General features: G+C 66.9%; 16 protein-coding genes and 1 tRNA gene. 8 read left to right on the forward strand and 9 right to left on the reverse strand.

The annotated features are described in order from the left end of the window. The first annotated feature begins 46 nt into the window (after positions 1 to 46). From IPG50_04880 to IPG50_04890, 3 genes are all read left to right on the forward strand, one after another. A complete protein-coding gene (locus IPG50_04880) occupies positions 47 to 943 on the forward strand; it encodes an acyltransferase family protein (GenBank protein MBK6691525.1) in 897 nt (298 codons plus the stop codon). After that, positions 943 to 1,971, forward strand: coding sequence for an NAD-dependent epimerase/dehydratase family protein (locus IPG50_04885; GenBank protein MBK6691526.1), 1,029 nt, complete (start codon positions 943 to 945; stop codon positions 1,969 to 1,971). Before IPG50_04880 ends, IPG50_04885 begins: the two co-directional genes overlap by 1 nt. A 68-nt stretch (positions 1,972 to 2,039) precedes the next feature. After that, on the forward strand, positions 2,040 to 3,410 hold the full coding sequence (locus tag IPG50_04890) for a phenylacetate--CoA ligase family protein (protein MBK6691527.1): 1,371 nt from the start codon (positions 2,040 to 2,042) through the stop codon (positions 3,408 to 3,410). 19 nt (positions 3,411 to 3,429) lie between these two features. Here IPG50_04890 and IPG50_04895 read toward each other — a convergent pair whose 3' ends face one another. From IPG50_04895 to IPG50_04905, 3 genes are all read right to left on the reverse strand, one after another. Continuing rightward, positions 3,430 to 4,653 (reverse strand): GNAT family N-acetyltransferase, encoded by a 1,224-nt coding sequence (locus tag IPG50_04895; protein MBK6691528.1) that lies wholly within the window; start codon positions 4,651 to 4,653, stop codon positions 3,430 to 3,432. Then, positions 4,619 to 5,686: a polysaccharide deacetylase family protein gene (locus IPG50_04900; protein MBK6691529.1), complete on the reverse strand. Its 1,068-nt coding sequence runs from the start codon at positions 5,684 to 5,686 to the stop codon at positions 4,619 to 4,621. Before IPG50_04900 ends, IPG50_04895 begins: the two co-directional genes overlap by 35 nt. Before the next feature lie 70 nt (positions 5,687 to 5,756). Beyond that, positions 5,757 to 6,470 carry a polysaccharide deacetylase family protein gene (locus IPG50_04905; protein ID MBK6691530.1) on the reverse strand — a complete coding sequence of 238 codons (714 nt, stop codon included), beginning with the start codon at positions 6,468 to 6,470 and terminating at the stop codon, positions 5,757 to 5,759. 282 nt (positions 6,471 to 6,752) lie between these two features. On the opposite strand from IPG50_04905, the gene IPG50_04910 reads away from it, so the two are divergent. From IPG50_04910 to IPG50_04925, 4 genes are all read left to right on the forward strand, one after another. Then, complete coding sequence (locus IPG50_04910; GenBank protein MBK6691531.1) at positions 6,753 to 8,000, forward strand: sigma-70 family RNA polymerase sigma factor; 1,248 nt, start codon at positions 6,753 to 6,755, stop codon at positions 7,998 to 8,000. A gap of 84 nt (positions 8,001 to 8,084) precedes the next feature. Continuing rightward, positions 8,085 to 9,368, forward strand: coding sequence for a patatin-like phospholipase family protein (locus IPG50_04915; protein MBK6691532.1), 1,284 nt, complete (start codon positions 8,085 to 8,087; stop codon positions 9,366 to 9,368). 90 nt (positions 9,369 to 9,458) lie between these two features. Beyond that, a tRNA-Asp gene (locus IPG50_04920) sits at positions 9,459 to 9,535 on the forward strand. Between the two features lie 419 nt (positions 9,536 to 9,954). Further along, positions 9,955 to 11,148: a hypothetical protein gene (locus IPG50_04925; GenBank protein MBK6691533.1), complete on the forward strand. Its 1,194-nt coding sequence runs from the start codon at positions 9,955 to 9,957 to the stop codon at positions 11,146 to 11,148. 8 nt (positions 11,149 to 11,156) lie between these two features. Here IPG50_04925 and IPG50_04930 read toward each other — a convergent pair whose 3' ends face one another. The 3 genes from IPG50_04930 to IPG50_04940 all read right to left on the reverse strand — a co-directional run bounded on the left by IPG50_04930 (position 11,157) and on the right by IPG50_04940 (position 15,572). Continuing rightward, positions 11,157 to 12,407 (reverse strand): serpin family protein, encoded by a 1,251-nt coding sequence (locus tag IPG50_04930; protein MBK6691534.1) that lies wholly within the window; start codon positions 12,405 to 12,407, stop codon positions 11,157 to 11,159. A 125-nt stretch (positions 12,408 to 12,532) separates the two neighbouring features. Continuing rightward, positions 12,533 to 14,515: a bifunctional metallophosphatase/5'-nucleotidase gene (locus IPG50_04935; GenBank protein MBK6691535.1), complete on the reverse strand. Its 1,983-nt coding sequence runs from the start codon at positions 14,513 to 14,515 to the stop codon at positions 12,533 to 12,535. A 79-nt stretch (positions 14,516 to 14,594) separates the two neighbouring features. Further along, positions 14,595 to 15,572: a hypothetical protein gene (locus IPG50_04940; GenBank protein MBK6691536.1), complete on the reverse strand. Its 978-nt coding sequence runs from the start codon at positions 15,570 to 15,572 to the stop codon at positions 14,595 to 14,597. A gap of 253 nt (positions 15,573 to 15,825) precedes the next feature. Here IPG50_04940 and IPG50_04945 point away from each other — a divergent pair, with 253 nt between their 5' ends. Then, complete coding sequence (locus IPG50_04945) at positions 15,826 to 16,686, forward strand: hypothetical protein (GenBank protein MBK6691537.1); 861 nt, start codon at positions 15,826 to 15,828, stop codon at positions 16,684 to 16,686. Between the two features lie 22 nt (positions 16,687 to 16,708). On the opposite strand, the gene IPG50_04950 is transcribed toward IPG50_04945, so the two are convergent. The 3 genes from IPG50_04950 to IPG50_04960 all read right to left on the reverse strand — a co-directional run bounded on the left by IPG50_04950 (position 16,709) and on the right by IPG50_04960 (position 19,938). Beyond that, positions 16,709 to 17,185, reverse strand: coding sequence for a hypothetical protein (locus tag IPG50_04950; GenBank protein ID MBK6691538.1), 477 nt, complete (start codon positions 17,183 to 17,185; stop codon positions 16,709 to 16,711). Continuing rightward, positions 17,182 to 17,715: a hypothetical protein gene (locus tag IPG50_04955; GenBank protein MBK6691539.1), complete on the reverse strand. Its 534-nt coding sequence runs from the start codon at positions 17,713 to 17,715 to the stop codon at positions 17,182 to 17,184. The genes IPG50_04950 and IPG50_04955 overlap by 4 nt, the downstream gene beginning before the upstream one ends. Positions 17,716 to 17,787: 72 nt before the next feature. After that, positions 17,788 to 19,938 (reverse strand): glutamine--tRNA ligase/YqeY domain fusion protein, encoded by a 2,151-nt coding sequence (locus IPG50_04960; protein MBK6691540.1) that lies wholly within the window; start codon positions 19,936 to 19,938, stop codon positions 17,788 to 17,790. Positions 19,939 to 20,086 lie beyond the last annotated feature (148 nt).

Raw genomic sequence — 20,086 nt, forward strand, 5'->3', positions numbered from 1 at the left:
GGCACGCGAGGCACACTCCCGTTCGCTCTCCACGCGGCGTGGCTTCATGGGGGCCTTCGGGGCCCTCGTGGAGCCGCTTCAGCGGAGTCTCGTCCGCGCCCTCGATGATCGCATCGACGCCTTCATGGGTCGCGCCGTTGGCGAGGAGTACCGCGCCCGCCTCGCGCGCGTGCCGCTTCACCTCGGCAGCTCGGGAGTCGACCCGTTCGGGCTCGACCCCGAATGGACGCGCTACACGCTGGCGGCCGTGGCCTTCCTTCATCGAAAGTACTTCCGCAGCGAGGTCTTCGGCCACCAGCACGTGCCCAAAGGGCGAATGTTGCTCATCGCGAACCATTCGGGCCAGGTGCCCATCGATGGCGCGATGATCGGCGCAGCGCTCTTCATGGACGTCGAGCCGCCGCGGTTCATGCGCGCGATGGTCGAGAAGTGGTCGCAAACGCTCCCCTTCGTGTCGGCGTACTTTCCGCGCGTCGGGCAGGTCGTGGGCGTCCCGGAAAATGCCGAACGCCTCCTCCGCCAAGACGAAGCGCTCCTAGTCTTTCCCGAGGGCGCACGGGGCATCAGCAAGCCGTTTCATCGTCGCTACCAGCTCGAGGAGTTTGGTCTCGGGTTCATGCGCCTGGCCATCCAGACCGACACGCCCATCGTTCCCGTGTCCGTCGTGGGAGCCGAAGAACAATACGTGTCCGTCGGCAACCTCGACGGTCTCGCAAAGGCCTTCGGCATGCCGAGCTTTCCACTTCTGCCGCAGCTCCTGCTCCCAGGAGGCCAGCTGCCGCTCCCGACGCGCTACCGCATCACGTTCGGTGAGCCGATGCGCTTTGGCGGCGATCCCGACGACGACGACGCGATCATCGGGGAAAAGGCCCACGTCGTGCGTGCCACCATCCAGTCGATGATCAACCGAAGTCTCCGCGAGCGGCGTAGCATCTTCTTTTGATGGGCGACGGACCTCGCAACGGAGAGTCGGACGTGGGAGACGCGCCGCGGCGTGGGCGCGCCCCTCGGGTCTCGGCGGCGGGCCCCAGCGAGCTCCCCGCCACCCGCCTCGGGCCCGTGGTGGTCACGGGCATTTGCGGCCGCCTCGGTCGGCGCGTGGCCCGCGTGCTTCACCGCGAGCGACAGGTCATCGGCGTCGACCGGCGCCCCTTCCCCGACAAGCCGAAAGACATCGTCCACGCGCAGGTCGACCTCCGACGCAAGAAGCTCAAGGACGTCCTTCGCACCGAGGGCGTCGAGGCCGTTGTCCACCTCGGCATCATGCACGATCCGCGCGCGTCGGCCGCCGACCACCACTCGTGGAACGTCGCGGGCTTTGCGAAGCTGCTCGAATACGTCGCGCAGTTCGGCATCGCCAAGCTGGTCGTGCTCTCGAGTGCGAACGTCTACGGTCCGCAAGCCGGGAACCCGCAGTTCCTAACGGAGGATGCGCCGCTCTTGGGCGACGCCAACTTCGGCGAAATTCGCGATCTCATCGAGGTCGACATGCTCGCGCAGAGCTTCTTCTGGAAGCAGCCCGATATCGAGACCGTGATCTTGCGTCCCGTTCACATCCTCGGAAGCGTGAGGAACGCGCCTTCGAACTTTCTTCGCCTCAAGACGGTGCCCACGCTCCTTGGCTACGACCCTCTCGTTCAAGTGATCCACGAGCTTGACGTGGTGCGCGCCATTCGCTCGGCGATGCGCCCCGGCGTTCGGGGCATCTTCAACATCGCGGGGCCGGACCCGGTCCACTTGTCGCGCCTCATCCGCATCCTCGAGCGGCCGACGCTCGGCGTCCCTTACACCGTCGCGAAGAGCCTGCTTCGTCGCCTGTTCTCGCTCCGCCTCTCGACCTTCCCGGCGCCCGAGCTCGATCACATTCGGTACGTCTGCATGGTCGACGACCGGCGCGCGCGCGAGCTCATGCAGTTCCGGGCTAGCTCGTCCCTCGAAGAGACCGTGCGCAGCGTCGACTCGGATCGGTGACCGCCACGCTCGCCTCCCCTACGGGAGATCCGGGGACGCGACACGCCGATACGGTATGCTCTGCATCGATGCGCGACGTCTACGGCGAGCTGTTTCGTGGGGTGCTCTTCCCGACCTGGGAGGGCGCCGTCAAACGGCGGCCAACCCACGCGCTGCTCCGCTACCTCGAGGGGACCGAGTGGCGTCCGCTGGATGAGCTTCGGTCCATCCAGGAAGGCGCGCTGCGACGCCTCATTCGCCACGCCGCAGACCACGTCCCCTTCTACCAAAAGCGCTTCCGAGACGCCGGCGTCGACCCGCGCTGGATACGCTCGCCCGATGATCTCGCGAGGCTGCCGCTGCTCACGCGCGACGACGCACGACGCTTCGTGAAAGAGCGCGAGTCGCTCACCGCCCCGCGAGTCTCGATCCGGAAGAACACCGGCGGCACGACCGCCGAACCGCTCCACTTCGGTTACGACGTCGGCAGCGAGGCTTGGCGGCAGGCGACGAAACTTCGCGGCTACGCGTGGGCCGGCTACCGGCCGGGCGACGTGTCGATTCACTTCTGGGGAGCCCCAAACTCACGGCCCCTCGCCGGCCTCGCGAAGGCGAAGGTCGAGGCAGACCACATGATTCGTCGCGAGCACTACTACCCGTGCGGCGTGCTGAGCGAGAAGAACATGATGACGGTCGTCGACGCGATTCGACGAAAGAAGCCGGCGGCGCTCCTTTGTTACACCCAATCGGGCGCAGAGCTTGCCCGCTTCATCAACAAGAAGGGGCTGCGCGACTGGGAATCGATCTCGGTCATCTGCGGCGCCGAGAAGCTCTACCCACACGACCGCCTCGACCTCGAGCGCGCCTTCGGGCAGCGCGTCTTCGAGACCTACGGCTGTCGCGAGTTCATGCTCATCGGCTCCGAGTGCGAGCTCCACGACGGGCTCCACATTTCCATGGAGAACCTCATCGTCGAAGTGCTCGTCGATGAGGGCGGACGCTTGCGTCACGCGCGAGCCGGCGAAGACGGCGACCTCGCCATCACCGATCTACACAACTTCGGCATGCCCTTCATCCGATACGTGACCGGCGATCGCGTGCGCATGGGCTCGGGAGCGCGCTGCGGTTGCGGCCGCACGTTACCGCGCCTCGAGTCTGTCGAGGGCCGCAGCGCCGAACTGCTCCGGGACAAAGACGGCAGCGCCGTCAGCGGCCTCATCTTCAACATCATCTTCACGCCGTTGGCCGCCGCCGTGCGGCGCTTTCAGGTCGTCCAGCACAAGGACTTGTCGGTCACGATGCGCGTCATCCGCGGCGAGGACTCGTCGGCGGCGGTCCTCGCCGAGGCCAAGCGCGCCATGCAAGATCTCCTCAAGGGCGTCGACGTCCGCATTGAAGAGGTCTCCGAGCTGGAGCCCACGTCGTCGGGCAAACGCCGCGTCGTCGTCGTCGAACGCTGAGTCGCTTAGCTTGGCTGCGCTAGCCCGAATCGCCGTCGTCGCCGCGCGTGCGGGGCGCGGCGCCGGGCACGCCGCGAAGTCGCCGCACCTCGTCGCGAACGACCTTGGCCCTGCGCGCGGCGCCTTCCGTCGCGACGCGAGCGGCCTCCAAGAGTCGCGCTCGCGGTGAACGAGATGCGGCTCGCAACGTGACCAGCGAGTGCGTGCGTCCTGCACACATTTGACGCTTGTATTGCGACACGCCGTTTAGGAAATCGTACTCAGAGAACCCCTTGGCGATGTAGTCGCGAACGGCGACGCAGTTCATGGCGATGCCGATGCGCAGGTTCTTCGGCACGTCGTCGGTGCGACCGCTCTGGTAGACGTAGACCTTGTTCGCGTAGAGGACGTTGTAGAGCACGGCAACGGCCTTGCCCTGCACCTCCAACCAGATGAGGTCGAGCTCGCCACGTGCGAGGAGTTTCGGCATCACGTCGTCGTGGAACGCTCGAAAGCGATCACGGACGAACACGCCGCCGTGGCCTGCGCGCTTCCATCGTGTGGCGTGCAGCTGGTAGAGCACGGCGCGCCCTTCCTCCAATTCGTCGGCGGTGGTGACCCGACGCAGCTTGTAGCCGGTCGGCCCGGCCCACTTGTCGAGCTCTCTTAGCGCGCGCGTCACCAGGTACCGGCTCTTGGCGTCGAGCGTCTTGACGTAGTCGTCCCATGTCTTGGGCAGAATGATGTGCGGGCACAGACCGCGCTCCGTCTCGACAGAGACGATGCCGCGCGACGCAAGGCCAATGGCAAGCTCGCGAAGCGTGCGTGATGCTGCTGCCTGCGTCAGAAACACCTCGTCCCAATGGCGATCGTCGTCAGCGAGAGCTTGTCCCACGGCGCGTCCCACGACGACCTCGAGGCCACGCTCTGCGATGACGCCGACGTAGTCGCTGCAAATCTCGTCGGCCTCGTCCTCGCCGGTGGCGAGTAGCTCGATGCGACGCATGGGGACGAGGCCGCGATGCCGAACGGTCCGCTTGAGCATCGGCGCGAGACCCACGAGCCGGTCGCCATCCCAGAGCGCCAGGCAAAAGAGCGTGCGCGCGTCAGCGCCGAAGGCGCGCCACCAAGCGAGCAGCCACGTCGGCGTGGTGACCGGCTCGGGCTCCGAAGCACGGCTGCAGAGATCCCACCACGCGGGCTCGAGGGCCTCGAGCTCGCTCAGCGATTCAATGCGGGTAATCCGTACGTCGGGGGTCGGCATGAGGCTCGTACGCGAAGAACGGCAGGGACACCATACCGCGGAAGTACGCATCTGGGAGATCGACTTCGAGCGAGAGGCGCTTCACTTCCATGGGGTCGAAGCGCAGGGTCGTCGTGAGTCCCGTGCCGTTTGAGAAGCCGAGCTCGTAGCCGGCCCGACGAATCGCGCGGCGCGCTTCGGGCGCGCACGCGAGGCTCTTGCCGACCGGATAGGCCACCGCCGTGACGGGCCTCCCGAGCTTCGCCGAGAGCTCCTCGCGCGAGCCGCCAAGCTCGTCGTCGAGGGCCGCCGGGTCCAGGGTGCCCAGAATCCGGTGCGTCTTGGTGTGCGACTGAATCGACATGCCCGCGTCGGCCATGGCCTTCACGTGCTCCCAAGTGAGCAAATGCTGATCGGCGAGCCGACGCTCCTCGTCGCGACTGAGCGTGACGCCGGTGGCTCGCTCAAGGTCCTCCATGTAGCGCCCGAGCTCGATGCCGAAGTAAGCCTTCACCGGGGCCAGCGCGGCGCGAAACGCGCGGGCGCGCGCTTTGGGCTCCTGCCCCAGCGGAATTCGCCGCGCGCGCGGATAGGAGAGGTCGAGCGCGTCCTTCGTGCACCGGCGGATGAGCAAGCTTGCCCGATCCCACCAAAAGAGGCGTCGCTCGTTCAAGTAGTGGGTCGCGAGAAAGAAGACCGCGGGGATGTGGTGGCGCTTCAGAATTGGAAGCGCCACGTCGTGATTGTCGCGATACCCGTCGTCGAAGGTCACCAGCACGGGGTTGACCGGCAGGGTGCCGCCGCGCGCGAAATGAGCGAGCTCATCGAGGCCGATGACGGAGAAGTGCTTCTGGAGGAACGCCATCTGCGCATCGAAGGCCGCCTCGCGCGCGTCCACGACGCCGCCATCAAGTTCGCCGATGCGCTCGGGGTCGCCGACGCGGTGATAGGTCAGGACCGTGATCCAAGGATCGAGGCCGAAGCTGCGTATCTTCCGAAACGCACTGAAGGCGCCGACGCCATCGAGCACACGCGCGGCTTTTGTTCTCAGCACCGCTCCCCTCCTCTCGCGCAACGCACGCGCGGTCTTGGCAAGAACCCTCGCTCTTCAAGCGCCGCGGGACTCAAAGGTTCTCCATGAGTTCGCCGACGGTCACAAGCTCGTAGCCCGCCGACCTGAGTTCGCCGACGATGCGCGGGAGCGCCTCGAGGGTCCACTCTTGACCCTCGTGCATCAAGACCACCTCGCCAGGTTTGACGCGCGACGGTGAGACGGCGGAGGCGACCCGCGCCGGGTCCGTCGTGCGGCAGTCGTCGGAGTCCAGCGACCACATGACCGACGTGAAGCCAGCGGCCGCGGTGCGTCCGAGCGAGCGCGGGTTGACGGCGCCCTTCGGCGGTCGCACCAGCGGGTGACGGGTCGTCGTGAGCGGCAGCGCCTCCGCCGTGCGGAGCAACTCCGCCACGAGTTCGGCGGCCGACAGCTCAGGAAACTGGCGGTGTGTGAAGCCGTGCCCCGCCAGCTCGTGGCCAGCCGCGAGGATCTCACGCACGGCGTCCGGCCGCCGCTCCGCGCGATCGCCGATTACGAAGAAGGTCGCCCGCACGTTCAGCAGCTCGAGCAGCTCCAGGTAGCGGACCGTTCCCTCGTCGGGGCCGTCGTCGAAAGTGAGGGCCACTCGCTTCGGGCCCACGCGAGCACCATGAAAGAACATGAAGCTCTGCGGCAACGCTCGCGCCGCGACGTGCCGAAGGACGCTCGACCGCAGCTTTCCCCACGTCGTCGCGACAGGCGGCAACGTGAGCTCCGGTGCGATCGATGGGGAGGTGGCCATCATGAGGTTCAGATCCTATCGACTCCCCCACGCGTATGTCTCGCTAGCGGCGTCGCGCGGGCCTCGCAAGTTTGCGCGCATTATCAACGCCTTCGCGCAAATGTAGGCGTTCGGCACACATCCTGCGCCCCAATCGAATCGACCAGGAATCCGTCCAACCCTTGCGTTGTTTCAATCCCGGCACACCTTATGAACGCTAGCCCTAAGCCCGCCACCTCACAAAAGAACCCTTTCGCCGCTCGCTCCTGGTCCCTCAAGAGCCGCGGAGAATCTGTGCAGCACCCCATGAAGAACGAATCCACGGCAGCATCTGGGCCGGGGGATGAGTCGCTCGGAGCGTACTTCCTCAAACTTCGCACGGTCCCCCTCCTCACGCGGGAGGGAGAAGTCGATATCGCCAAGCAGATCGAGCTCGGTGAGAACCAAGTCGTCCGCGCCCTTCTCGCCTCACCGGTCGCCATCGCAGAGCTCTTGAAGATCTCCGACGAGGTCAAGAAGGGCGCCATTCGTCTTCGAGACGTCACGCGGAGCGCCAGCGACGACGACGCCTCCGATGACGCGCAAGAGTTGAGGCTCGCGGTGCTCCGGCTCTTCGGCGCCGTCAAGCGATACGCCGGGCTCTTGGAGAAGCGCTCCCCGGCCAACGTGCTCCGCCCGGCGCGAGAGCGCGCTGCCGGGGCCCTCGAAGCGGTGCGCCTCAGCAAAGCGGCCCTCGAACGCGTGACGCGTCGCATTCGCCGCTCGGCCGCGCGCGACGGCCACACGAAGAAGCTCGACGCGGTGTTGGGTCATATCCGCGACGGCGAGCGCATCTCCGACGCCGCCAAGGCGCGCCTCGTCGAGGCAAACCTCCGACTCGTCGTGGCCATCGCCAAGAAGGGTCAGAACCAGGGCTTGCAGCTCGTTGACCTCATCCAAGAGGGCAACATCGGCTTGATGCGCGCCGTCGATAAGTTCGACTACCGCCGCGGCTACAAGTTCAGCACGTACGCCACGTGGTGGATTCGCCAGGCCGTCTCGCGCGCCATCGCCGATCAGGGACGCACCATCCGCACGCCGGTCCACATGGTCGAGACGGCCAACAAGCTGCGCAAGATCTCGCGACAGCTCGAGCAGGCGTTCGGCCGCGAGCCTTCCGTGGAAGAACTAGCGGAGGCCAGCGAGCTTCCGCTCGAGAAGGTGAAGATCGCGCTTCGCACGGGACGCCAGCCGGTGAGCCTCGAGGCACCGGTCGGCGAAGACGGCGATGCTCGCATGGGCGACTTCATCGTCGACGAGTCGTTGCCCGCCCCCTCCGACGAGCTGACGAAGAAGGAGACCATCTCCGCCGCGCGTGAGCTCTTGAAGAACCTCACCGAGCGCGAAGAGCAGGTCCTCCGCATGCGCTTTGGACTCGATGGCCAAGAGGAGCGAACGCTCTCGGAAATCGGCGAGTCCTTCTCGCTCACCCGTGAGCGCATTCGGCAAATCGAAAGCCAGGCGCTCCGCAAGCTCCGAGTGCCCGCGCGCGCGCGGCTCCGCGAGCCGGTCTAACGCGTGATACCGGGCCCAACGTGGGCCGTCGGCCGCGGCAGCCGTTCATTTCGAACGGCCAGCTGCGGCTGATACGTTTCGGCGATGGGTGATCCGCCGCTCCGTAGCCCCGTCTCGCGGGTGGCGCTGGTCCTCGCTGGCGGCGCGGCCCGCGGCGCCTACGAAGTCGGCGTCGTTCGTTACCTTCTGGAGGACGTCTCCCGCGCCATCGGGCGCCCCGTGCCCATCGATGTCCTCTGCGGGACGTCCGTCGGCGCCCTAAACGCCTGCGCCCTCGCTGCCTTCGCAGACGAGCCACCGCGCGCGCGCTCGTCGCGCCTTGAGCACGTGTGGTCCGGTCTTCGCATCGAGGATCTCATTCGCTTCGACACGCGCGGCCTGCTCGGCATGATGGGGCGCCTCCTGGGCCGCGGCGGTTCGAAGAGCGAGGTCCCCGCCCGCGAGGGTGGCCTGCTCGACCCGCGAGGCATCGAGAACGTCGTCGCCAAGGAGATCCCCTTCGAACGAATCGACGCGAACATCGCGGCGGGCCTCGTCGAAGCCATCAGCGTCTCGACGACCCACGTCGTCACAGGCAAGACGGTCGTCTTCGTCCAACGGCGCGACGGGACGGTGCCGAGCTGGAGCAGCGATCCTTCCATCGAGCCGCGAGCCGTCAAGCTCCGACTGGAACACGCGCTGGCTTCGGCGGCGCTGCCGATCTTGTTCCCCGCCGTGAAGCTTGGCTCTGAGTTCCACTGCGACGGCGGCCTTCGCCAAAACGTCCCGCTCTCGCCGGCGCGGCGCCTTGGCGCCGACGGGCTCATCGTCATCAACCCGCGGCACGTGGGCGGCGAAGCGTTGGCGGCCACGCCGGTCGAGGAGGACACCTTTCCCGGGCCCTTGTTCCTTCTCGGCAAGACCCTCAACGCGCTGCTCTTGGACCGCATCGATTCGGACCTCGCTCGATTGAAGTCCATCAATCGAATCCTCGACGCCGGCGCGAAGACGTATGGGCCCACCTTCACCGACGAACTGAACCGCTCCCTCGGCCGCGGGCCCGAACGAGGCGTCAGACCGCTCCGCGCGATTCTGATTCGCTCCTCGTCGGACATCGGCAAGCTGGCTGGCGAATACGTGCGCTCCGCGGCCTTTCGCCCACGGGCCAAGGGCGCCCTAGGCCGCGTGCTCTTCCGCCTCGCGGAAGACGACTCGCGAAACGAGGCCGACCTCCTCTCCTACCTGCTCTTCGACGGTGCCTTCTGCCAGGACCTCATTCGCCTAGGGCACGAGGACGCCCGCGAGCACCACGATGAGCTGTGCGCCTTCTTCGAACGGCGCATCGGCTCGTCGGTCGCACCGCCCTTGAGCGAGCGGGGCCGCTCGTGAGCCGGACCACGCCAAACCGCGCGGATTGATTTCTGGTTCGTAAGGGCTTGCGTCCGGACGCGCAGTTGGGATACACGTTCGCCTCCGGATGGGGTGGTAGTTAAGTCGGTTATAACGCCGGCCTGTCACGCCGGAGGCCGCGGGTTCGAGTCCCGTCCACCCCGCCACTGATACCGGACAGTTTGCGGAGTTTCGACGAAGTCGTCAGACAAGTCGGACTCCGCAAACTGCTTTCCATCCCCTGGAAGACGTCGGCGAGGCCGTCTCGGAAGGGGCTTCGCGGACGTAGCCGATCGTCTCGCCTGCTCGCCTTGCGCGCTGGGCTCGTTTCGTCGAACCGCTCGGCACACGCTCTGCCGCGAGAGCTCGAGGACAGGCTCGGTGACCTTTCGCGTGTCGCCGCTCGCGAGCGTGCCCGAGGAGCGCCGTGAACCGGCAACGCCTGCCGCCGGGATTCCAGCGTCGCGCAGAAGACGCGTTCACGTGCCATTGGCTGGCGTGCCCCCGCGAGGTGCTTACGTTCCTGGCGCGACGAGATTCGAAGCAGAGCGCGTGCGGCGCGCGCACGACGTCCACAGGAGGCACCATGAACTCGAACACTCCGATCGTCCCATGCCGCCGACGTCTGCTGGGTGGGTTCGTCTTGGCCGCCGCGCTCTCCGTCGGGCCCGTCGCCTTCGGTCTGCCGCTGGCGCCGGCATCCGGCGCACGCGCGCCCACGCCGGTCACGCCGGTCACGCCGGTCACGCCAAAGGTCGTTCGCCCGCCGGACACGACGCCCCAGGGGACGATCACGATCGTGTCGCCCAAGTGGAACAGCTACAAGAACGGCGTCGCCCTTCACGGCACCTGGTACGGCGGGGCCATCTACCCTGTGGAGTGGCAGTCCGTCGACACCGCATCGAAGGAGGTGGACGTCACCCTGGAGGGGCCCGCGCCTATCCCCGTGGCAAAGATGAACGCCTCCGGGAAGTTCAACTTCAGGCTCCCGGCGAGCGTGTCCGATGGCGAATACGAGCTCGTTGTCGCCAACACCCGTGATCCCCGCGTCGAGGCGCGACAGAAGGTTAGGCTTCAGTCGGCGCGGATTTCCTTGGAGGTTGGGAACCTGCCCGGCGGCAGCGTCGAGAGTTGCTCGCAGGAGCAGGTCGCGTGGACGTCGACCGGCAACGCAGGCCCTGTGACCGTCACGTTGTCTCTAGTGGGCCCCGGTAGCGTTCCTCAGGTCGTCAGCACCTTGGCCACCAACGCGGCGGGGACCTTCGAGTGGGTCACGAGCCCCAAGGGCGTCGACAAGACCCCCGTCTGGGCAGGCCGCACCGAGTGGGTGACCGCGACGGTAAGGTCCGACGCGATCTACTGGCTGCAGGCCCGAAGTGAGACAACGGGCATCGCGTCCAACCGTGTTGAGAGGGTCGTCAAGCCGCTCCGGCTCAGCCTCGAAGACAAGGACTTGCGCTACCCCGAGTCCAATTCGCCTCAGCACGTCGTGATCGGCTGGAGGGCGAATGCGTGCCTAGGCTCGCACTCGCTCCGGGTTCAGGTGCTCGAAGCGTCCGGCGCACTCTTGGCCATGGCTCCACCGGTGCCGATCAGCAGCGGCAAGGTGACGCTCGACCTCCCGGGGAGCTCCTGCGGAAACTACGTGGTCAAGGCAACGGACCTGACGGACTCGAGCATCACGGCGACGGCGAGGCTCACGCACTCCGGCAGGCTCTCAGGCGTAGGTCCGCTCTCGACCGCCACACAACAGCGGAAGCCAGACTTCTGCCGCGACTGAGAGAGCGCTCAGGGCTTCGCGACGCGGCCCATGAAGAGGACCGTGCCGGTCGGGACGTCGCGGATGGCGAAGAGGAACGGACGGTCGAAGCGCGCCGTGATGGGCTGGCGCGGGACCATGCCGCGCGCAACGTTGATGACGGCCGTGGCGGCAGCCGCCTCCGTGCCCTTCTCGTCGAGAGCGATGAAGGCCTTATGCACGACGTCGGCGATCTTCGTGTCGCGGCTGCCGGTGATGCCGCGAAAGTCTGCCGAGTCGGTGAACGCGACCCCCATGCCGAGCGACTCGAGCTTGTCCTTGAGCTTGACGCTCGCCCCCTCGATCTTGAACTTGGGCAGGCTGAGCGCGACGCGCTTGGGCTCCATGGCTCCGGTGATTTGCGTGAGCTTCGCCGCGTCGAAGGTTCGTTCGAAGTTGCGGAACGTGCCCGCCTTGGGGGCGATGGCCACGAGCTCAACCTCGTTGCCGGCGTAAGGCAGCGCCACGGCGTCGTAGGCCTCGGTGGCCGCGTGATTCATCGAGCGCGTCTGCGACATCATGTCCACGTTGACGGAGCCCCCCGCGAGCGGCGCAAAGGGCTCTCGCTCCGTGTTGTCGGTTCGGAACGGCGAGTCCCACTCGGCCTTGAAGTAGATGGCGTTGACGAGCACCAGCTTCGTGTCGGCCTTCAGGATGTTTGGCGGCAGGAGATCTTTGATCTTCGCGTTCGTCTGGTCGCTCACCCAGGTGTTGATGCGAACACGCTCGGCGTCGGCCTTGTGGAGGAAGTCCGCGAGCTCGAGGCCAGCGCCGTAGTTGTCGCCAACGACTGAAACGAAGCCACTGTCGAAGCGCTGCGTCTTCTCGCCCCAAAGGGAGTTGGCGACGCTGAGCTGGAAGCCGGCGCGACCACGGTAGTCGGTGGCGTTTCGGCTCTTCAGCTGGGCGGCGATGTTCTTGAAGGCCGCGTGGACGTTGCCGCTGGGCAGCCGAAGTGCCTCGCGCATCGCCGTCGCTGTGCCGCCGTTGGCGCCGGCGTAGCTCATCGCGAGCGCCGAGGAGATGCTGTACGGCGAGAAGAAGACATTGTCGTCTCCGTCCTTCAGCTCTTGGTAGAGCTCGGTCGCGAACTCGGTGTTGCCCTTGACGACGGCCTTCGTCGACGCCGCGCCACCGCGGAGTTCGTCCTCGCCCTCAACCGTCTCATCGGGGCCAGGGCCAGCGGAGCATCCAAGGGCGAAGAGGCAGAACGCAGAGAGAGTGAGGGCGGCTAAACGCATCCCAAGCAATAGCTCCAGGGTGCGACCATGCAAGTCACTGTAGCGTAAATGCCTACATCATCCGGATTCGATCCTCATAAACCGGTCAAAAACGGCGGCTTCACGGGGCCGTCGCGGAGACGACCTCAGAGCTTCGTGACACGGTTCGCCGCCGGCGGGCTCACCGGCGCGTGCGCGGCGAAGTAGCCGATGAGGGCGTCAAGATCGAGGCCCCCACCGACGCGTTCGATGCCCGACTTCAGGATCGCGAAGCCGTCGCCGCCATCGGCGAGGAAGGCGTTCACCGTAATGCGGTAGGTGGCCGCCGGCTCGACGACGCGCCCGGCGATCTTGAAGGTGGACCCGTCGACGCGGCTTCCCAGCGGCTTCGTCGGGTCCCACGAGTAGGAGACCGTGCTGGCCACCTGGAGCAAGTTGACCTTCTCGACGCCGCCGCTCGTTGACCATTGCTGCTCGAGCATCGTCTTCAGCTGCTCGCCCGTTACCGAGAGCGTCGTCAGCGTGTTGCCGAACGGCTGCACGGTGAACGCCTCGCCGTAGGTGACGGCACCAGGCGCCTCGCCGGCGGGCGATGGCGCGAAGGTGATGTCGGCGCGAACGCCGCCGGGATTCATGAAGGCGGCGACGGCTCCGTTCTGGCGCGTGGCCTCGAGCTGCGCGTCGGCGATGAGATCGCCAAGCGGCGATTCGACGGCCGTCGTAGCGGACTTTAGGAGATCGCCGGTGACCGTGCCGACGACCTTGTTGGCGAGCGGCGCCGAGAGAGCGTCGTACTTCGCGATGATCGCCGTCTGGGCGGCGTCCTTTGGGACGTCGCGCGTCGCGATGACATTCTTGGCCTCGCCGGCAACGACGTGACCCGTCCTCGCGTCGATCTGGAGGTCGATGTCCGTTACGAGGCGACCAAAGGCCGCGGCGCTCGTGACAAGCTTGCCCCCGAGGTTGCACACGTGAGCCGCGTTCGTGTGTCCCGCCACGACGACGTCGATGGCTGCATCGAGCCGGTTCACGATCTCGAAGAGCGCGCCGGAGACGCCGACGCACTCGCTGTAGAGCCCTGTCGTCGCGCCGCCTTCGTGAATCAGCACGACGATCGTCTCGACGCCCCGCCTCTGAAGCTCGGGCACGAGTGCGTTGATGGTCTCGGCCTCGTCCTTGATCGAGAGCCCCACGGTTCCCGTCGGGCTCGTGACAAGGGCCGTTCCTTCTAGGGTGACACCGATGAAGCCGACCTTGGCCCCACGGACGTTTCGCACCGTCGTCGAGGGAAAGAGCGTCTTGCCGGTGCGCTCCGACACGACGTTGGCCGACAGGTACCGGAAGCGGGCGCCTTCGAAGCCGTCACCGTCTTGGCAGCCGTCGACCGGGTGGCAACCGCCGTGTTGCATGCGCAAGAGCTCCTCGGGCCCCTCGTCGAACTCGTGGTTGCCGACGGTGGCGACGTCGAGACCAACGGCGTTCATCGACTCGATGCTCGGCTCATCATGGAAGAGCGCGGACATGAGCGGCGTCGCGCCGATGATGTCGCCGGCGGCGACGACGAGCGTGTTTGGGTTTTCAGCCCGGAGCTTCTGGATGTGCGAAGCGAAATACTCGGCGCCGCCGGCTTCTTTGAAGTCGACGGAGGCGTTCGGTCCCGTGACGATCTTCCCCGACGAGCCCGACGGAGGCTTGAGGTTGCCGTGGAAGTCGTTGAACGCGAGGAGCTGCACGTCGACGACGCCGCAGCCGTACGAGCCCGTCGCCGCCGCGTGCCTCCTGAGCTTACGGAACGCGGTGTTCGCGACGTAGGGAACCGCATCGAGTTCTGCGAGGGTCGCGAAGATCTGATCGTCGAGCGTCCCTGCGCGGCCGTCTTCGCCGGCGCGGGCCGCGGCGATCGCCTTGGCCGCGCGGGAGTCGAGGGCGGCGCCTTCGTCGAGCTCGTCGACCGAGGCTTCGTTGGCAGCGCGGAGGACCGCGCAGGCTTCATCGGTGCCCTCGACGACTCCGCCGAACTTGGCGCCAAGCTCGTCTGCGCTCTCGTCGACAGCGTCTGGCGTGCTGGAGCAGGCCACGACAAAACACGATAGAAGAAGAGGACTTACGAGCAGACCGAGCTTGGCCATTTTTACCCCCGGAAACGTGTAGGGGCATCTACTACCACTAGATTTTGTCCGTGCAAGCAACGACCGCGTGACGGGCACGCTACTTCGGAGGCGGAAACGCCCGACAGGCCGCCGTAAACGTACCGAGAGCGTCTTCGAGCGCGTTCGCGAAGCTGCCCGCACAAATGGACGAGAAGACAGCGCTGGGCCCCGCCAAGCTCACGAATTCCTTCAAGCGAGCCGCTTCGTAGGCGCTGCCGAAAGCCGACTGACACACCCCCGGGCCGGCGATGGCGGCTGCGGCCCACCGCCCCGCGCCCTTCTTCGTGGCGTCGAGGAACTGAACGAAGTGGGCCGGGGCGATGACGTTGGGCGAAGCGACCTCGCACATGTCGTTGAGCTCGATGAAGTCGTTGTCGCGACGGGAGCAGTCTTCCTCGTCGGTGATGAAGACGATGGCGAGCAGCGCGTCGTCGCGCAAAAATCCTGCGTTGGTACCGTCCTTCACGCGATCGCCAAGCGCGAGCTCGGCGGCGAGGAGCGGCATTTCGACGCCGGGTCCGGTGGTGCCCACGTGGGCAACGCACCCGAACGTGCTCGCGACGTTGGCATCGCCTCGTTCAATCCACCGACGGCTCATGCCGCAGTCTTGTCGAAGGACGCCGTTCATCCCCTTCTGGTTCATGGGAATGACAAACTCCGGCATCGGCGGCGTCGTCTTGAGCGAATAGGTGACGTCGCGCCCCGTCGTGGTGACCGCGACGCGGTAGTCGAGGAGGCCTCCGCCTTGGACCTTGAAGGAGTCGAGCACGGACACGAACGCCGGGAAGCTCTGTACGAGCCCTGCTTGCTCTTCGGACATGGAGCCCGAGTCATCGATGACGAAGAGGATGTCCATCTTCTGACACACGCCGGCCCCCGCGTCGGGAGGGTCGGGTGTCGACACGACGGCGACGGATGCGTCGGCGCCCGCATCCGCGCGACCAGGGAGCGAGGCTCGTTCGTCTGCGCCGCAGCCGATGGCGGCACACGCGGCCGCGCCGAGCAACCAAGGGGTGGTGCGGGTGGAAGACGACATCAGGAGGGCTCCGTCTTGGCCGTCGCGTCGACGCTTGTCAACGGAAGCCGCCGCGAGCCGTCGGCACAAGGCCGTCTCCGTCGCCCATGTGGAGCGTCCCCTCCATCCGTGGCGCGTCGCTCGCGTCTCGGGGCTGGGCGCCGGGGGCTCGGCGTGCTTCGGCGGTCGTGCACTCCACGTGCAACGGTCTTGCTCACACGGTGGGGTTTCTCCGGCGGATCTTTCCGGCCCGCTTTGTGCTTTGCCGAGGGGCATGCTCTCCGCCACGCGGCCGCTCGTCACCTTCGCGCTCTTGCTCGCGGCGTGCTCCGACGGGGCGAGCGGTGAGGCCGGTGGCATGCTCGCCGCTGGAGGCCCCTCAATCGGCACGAGACCCGACGAGGCCGCGACGAGCGCGACGCGCGGCTCCGGCTCGACCCCGCACGACGGGGGCCTGCCCTCGGCACCGAACCCCACCGACGGAGGCGTCACGCCGAGCCTTGACGCCGCTGCCGCTCCCATCGACCCCTGCCCCACATTGCCCGTCCCATCCACCTGCTTCAACCGCAACGTGGTCTATCGCGAGTGGGGTCCCTCGGCCGTTGGTGACGGGACCTACTTCGCGAGCCAGGCGCCCACCCGCCTCGGCTTCAACCGCGTGCAGGGCAACGTTTGGATCGTGAAGTTTCGCACCGAGGCGAACTCCTACGCGGGACGTGTGACGGCTTCCGGTGACTCGAGCGGCGGCATCGCGTGGATCAGCGACTCGCCTTGCGGTCCCGCCTTTGCCGTGGCGAACAGGCTCGTCACCTTCGAAGTGCACGGGGGCGGCTCGCTCAACTTTCTCGTCGTGAAGGACGCCGCCGACGCGCAGAAGATCGCCACCGACCCGGCCCTCGCCTCGTGGAGGTCTTCGCCCAAGCTCAAGGGGGATACCTGCTACTACGCGGGCTTCCAGAACTCGACGCATCCGACCTTCCCGATAGGCGAGTCCGCGTGGGACCTCACCGACGACTGCGGCGCGTCGACGGGCGGCGCGAGTTGCTACTACCTCGCGATGGACTTCGCCCACTACCTGCACCCGTTCAGCGGCGGCATCATGGCGGGCAACGTTATCGCCGGATTGACCCACTGAGGCCGCCGCCTCGCGCAGCGATTCAGCGCGCCGGAAACAGAACGACATCCAGCGAGGTAACCGTCGCGCGTGAGGTCGGCGGCGCGCGCAGCGAGCGAAGCTCCGACTGCACGCAAGCGGCATCGACGTCGCGGGTGTTCGTCGCCACTCGAGTCACGCCGCCGCGCTCATCGACCGACACGTGGAGCCTGACGTGCGCGGCGCTCGGGCCGCGGAAGCATCGGTCGAACGTGGGCACGGCCTCGAGGAGCGCGTCGCGCAAGAGCAGCTCACGATGGATGGAGATGGTCTGGCGAGGCCGATTGAAGCTCCGCCCGCTGAAAAACAGCACGACCGGCGCCAACGCGAGGAGCACGATGACGATGGCCGCGACCTTGCGGGAACGAACCTGGTCTCGTTGTCGCTCGGGGGACGCCAAGGCCTCCCGCGCGCGGTCGCGCTCGACGTGAAGTCGCTCAAACTCCGGCAGCGCAACGCTCCTTCGTGCCGGCGGCTTCATCGCTCGACTCCAGCGCGTGGCAACATGCGCAAAGTGACGCCCGTCTCGACGGGGCGCGACCCGGCCCCGAAGGCGCGCGGGAGCGACTCCACCACGCACCGCTCGATGTCGGCGGCACCATTCGCCGGGAGCGGCTCGCCGCCGTCGGTGAAGGCGCGCACCGAGGTCCCGCTCGCCGTCGCCGACCCGTCTTCGTCGACCGCGACGGTGATCGCCACCTCCGCGTACCGGCCGACGGGGACGCAGCGCCGCGTTAGCGTCGGAACGGCCGCGTAGAGCGTTTCACGAATGCTCGCGGGCCGTACTTCGTCCATGGCGCGACGGTGCAGGGCGCGCCCGGCCGGCAGCAGCAAAATGCTGGCCGCGATGGAAAGAACAATGACGGGCGCCGGCCTCAGGAGCCACGCCACCCACCGCGGCGGCGCGAACGACGCATCCTTCGCCGCCAACGCGGACGTCGCCGCCGCCACTTCCTCACGCATGGCGTCCACGCGCTCGGAAAGCGCTAGGTCATCGTCGCGAAACGGCACGGGACAAGGGTAGCGGCTCGAGGCGAGGCGAGCCAACGGGCCCGCTCGGCGGCGGGTCCGCGCCGCTCTCCGTTAGGAAACCCTGTCGCCGGGGCCGCCTTTGCCGCCGTCGAGGGTCACGACGGGGTGCGAGCCGTCGGTGAGGCTCGCCGCCAGGAGCATCCCCTCCGAGAGGCCAAACTTCATCTGCCGTGGCTTGAGGTTCGCGATGACCACGACGCTGCGACCCACGAGCGATGCGGGATCGGCGTACGTGTCGCGGATGCCCGAGAAGATCTGCCGAAGCCTCCCCTCCCCGAGGTCAACCTCGAAGCGTAGGAGCTTGTCGGCCCCCTCGACGAGGCCGGCGGTGCGAATGATGCCGACGCGGAGGTCGAGCTTCGCGACGTCGTCGATGAGGATCTCGGCGGGGGGAGGCAGCGGCCCCTTGGCGGCCTTGGGCGCCGCTGGCTTGCTCGCTACGTCCCCGGCCTTGGGCGCCGGCGCCTTAGGCTCCTTCGCATCTTTTCCCCCCTTCGCCGGCTCGGCCTTCTTGGCGATCTTGGCCCAAGTGTCCTTGAGGGTCACCGTTCGGTTCCACACGCTGCGTTCGCTCGTCGTGTCGGGATCCGCACAGAAGTAACCGACCCGTTCAAACTGCACGCGATCGCCAGCCTTCGCCTTGCTCACGTAGGGCTCGGCGCGCCCCGTGACCGTTGTCAGCGCGTCGGGGTTCAGTTCGTCGAGAAACGAGACGCCCTCCGTCGTGCCCGGGTTCTCGACGCGGAAGAGCCGGTCGTAGAGGCGAACCTCGACGGGTACCGACTCGGCGGCGGAGACCCAGTGGATCGTGCCTTTGACGGTGCGACCGTCGGGCGCCTGGCCGCCCCACGACTGAAGGTCCATTTCGCAGCGAAGCTCGACGACGTCGCCGGACTCGTTCTTGATGACCTCTTTGCACGTGACGAGGCACGCGTAGCGGAGCCGCACCTCGCGCCCCGGCGCGAGCCGGAACCACTCCTTCGCGGGGGTCTCCGTGAAGTCGTCGCGGTCGACGTAGAGCGTCCTCGAAAACGGCATCGTCCGCGAGCCTAGAGAGGCGTCCTCCGGCGAGAGCGGCGCGTCGATGCTCTTCACTTCGGTCTCGGGGAAATTGGTGATGGTGAGCTTGAGGGGGCGGAGCACCGCAAGGATGCGGGGGCAGCGCTTGTTCAAGTCCTCGCGGAGGTGATGCTCGAGGAGGCCCACGTCGACGAGGCTGTCGGTCTTGGCGACGCCGACGCGCTCGCAGAACGCGCGGATGGCCTCCGGCGTGTAGCCGCGCCTCCGGAGCCCCGAGAGCGTGGGCATCCGCGGGTCGTCCCAGCCCGACACGACCTTCTTCTGCACGAGCTCGAGGAGCTTGCGCTTCGACATGACCGTGTACGTCAGGTTGAGGCGAGCGAACTCGATCTGTCGCGACGGAAACATGTCGGTCTCGCGAATGCACCAGTCGTACAGCGGTCGATGCGACTCGAACTCCAAGGTGCAGATCGAGTGGGTGATCTTCTCGATGGCGTCGGAGAGCGGGTGGGCGAAATCGTACATCGGGTAGATGCACCACTTGTTGCCGGTCCGGTGATGGGGCGCGTGGCGGATGCGGTAGAGCACCGGGTCGCGGAGGTTCATGTTCTGCGACAAAAGATCGATCTTGGCGCGAACGACGTGGGCGCCCTCCTTGAACTCACCGGCGCGCATGCGCTTGAACAAGTCCAGGCTCTCGGCCACGGGGCGGTTCCGGTACGGGCTCTCGGTGCCCTTCTTGTAGAAGTTGCCGCGGTACTCGCGGATCTCCTCCTCGGAGAGGCTGTCGACGTACGCGAGCCCCTTCTCGATGAGCTTCACCGCGGCGCCGTAGAGCTGTTCGAAGTAGTCCGATGCGTAAAAGAGGTTGTCCCAACCGAAGCCGAGCCAGCGAATGTCCGCCTGGATCGACTGGACGTACTCAACGTCCTCGGTGGTCGGATTCGTGTCGTCGAAGCGCAGGTTGCACGCGCCGCCGAACTCCTTGGCGAGGCCGAAGTCGACGCAGATGGCCTTGGCGTGCCCGATATGAAGGTAGCCGTTCGGCTCTGGCGGAAACCGGGTCGTGACGCGCCCGCCATGCTTCGCGGCGGCCTTGTCCTCGGCCATGATGTCGCGCACGAAGTTGCCACCGCTCTCTTCGTTTCGTGCGGCCACGGCCGCGGGCTTCTCAGCGCTCATGCTCTTCCGGTCCTCTCCCACGTAAAGTCCGGCCGCCGCCTCATGAGTCGGCCGGTCCGGCGGCCCAAAAGCCGCCGAATACCATACCCGATAAGCCGCCCCGGCTGGGTGCCTTGGGCGCTTCCCATTCCCCGCCATACCGACTAGC

This window comes from Myxococcales bacterium (genome assembly GCA_016703425.1).
Classification (GTDB): domain Bacteria; phylum Myxococcota_A; class Polyangia; order Polyangiales; family Polyangiaceae; genus JADJCA01.

Coding starts and splice junctions, on each gene's coding strand:
- IPG50_04925 (MBK6691533.1), top strand. CDS start 9,955: ATGAACTCGAACACTCCGATCGTCCCATGCCGCCGACGTCTGCTGGGT.
- IPG50_04950 (MBK6691538.1), bottom strand. CDS start 17,185: ATGAAGCCGCCGGCACGAAGGAGCGTTGCGCTGCCGGAGTTTGAGCGA.
- IPG50_04915 (MBK6691532.1), top strand. CDS start 8,085: ATGGGTGATCCGCCGCTCCGTAGCCCCGTCTCGCGGGTGGCGCTGGTC.
- IPG50_04910 (MBK6691531.1), top strand. CDS start 6,753: ATGAAGAACGAATCCACGGCAGCATCTGGGCCGGGGGATGAGTCGCTC.
- IPG50_04880 (MBK6691525.1), top strand. CDS start 47: ATGGGGGCCTTCGGGGCCCTCGTGGAGCCGCTTCAGCGGAGTCTCGTC.
- IPG50_04960 (MBK6691540.1), bottom strand. CDS start 19,938: ATGAGCGCTGAGAAGCCCGCGGCCGTGGCCGCACGAAACGAAGAGAGC.
- IPG50_04895 (MBK6691528.1), bottom strand. CDS start 4,653: ATGCCGACCCCCGACGTACGGATTACCCGCATTGAATCGCTGAGCGAG.
- IPG50_04930 (MBK6691534.1), bottom strand. CDS start 12,407: ATGCGTTTAGCCGCCCTCACTCTCTCTGCGTTCTGCCTCTTCGCCCTT.
- IPG50_04945 (MBK6691537.1), top strand. CDS start 15,826: ATGCTCTCCGCCACGCGGCCGCTCGTCACCTTCGCGCTCTTGCTCGCG.
- IPG50_04935 (MBK6691535.1), bottom strand. CDS start 14,515: ATGGCCAAGCTCGGTCTGCTCGTAAGTCCTCTTCTTCTATCGTGTTTT.
- IPG50_04940 (MBK6691536.1), bottom strand. CDS start 15,572: ATGTCGTCTTCCACCCGCACCACCCCTTGGTTGCTCGGCGCGGCCGCG.
- IPG50_04905 (MBK6691530.1), bottom strand. CDS start 6,470: ATGATGGCCACCTCCCCATCGATCGCACCGGAGCTCACGTTGCCGCCT.
- IPG50_04885 (MBK6691526.1), top strand. CDS start 943: ATGGGCGACGGACCTCGCAACGGAGAGTCGGACGTGGGAGACGCGCCG.
- IPG50_04890 (MBK6691527.1), top strand. CDS start 2,040: ATGCGCGACGTCTACGGCGAGCTGTTTCGTGGGGTGCTCTTCCCGACC.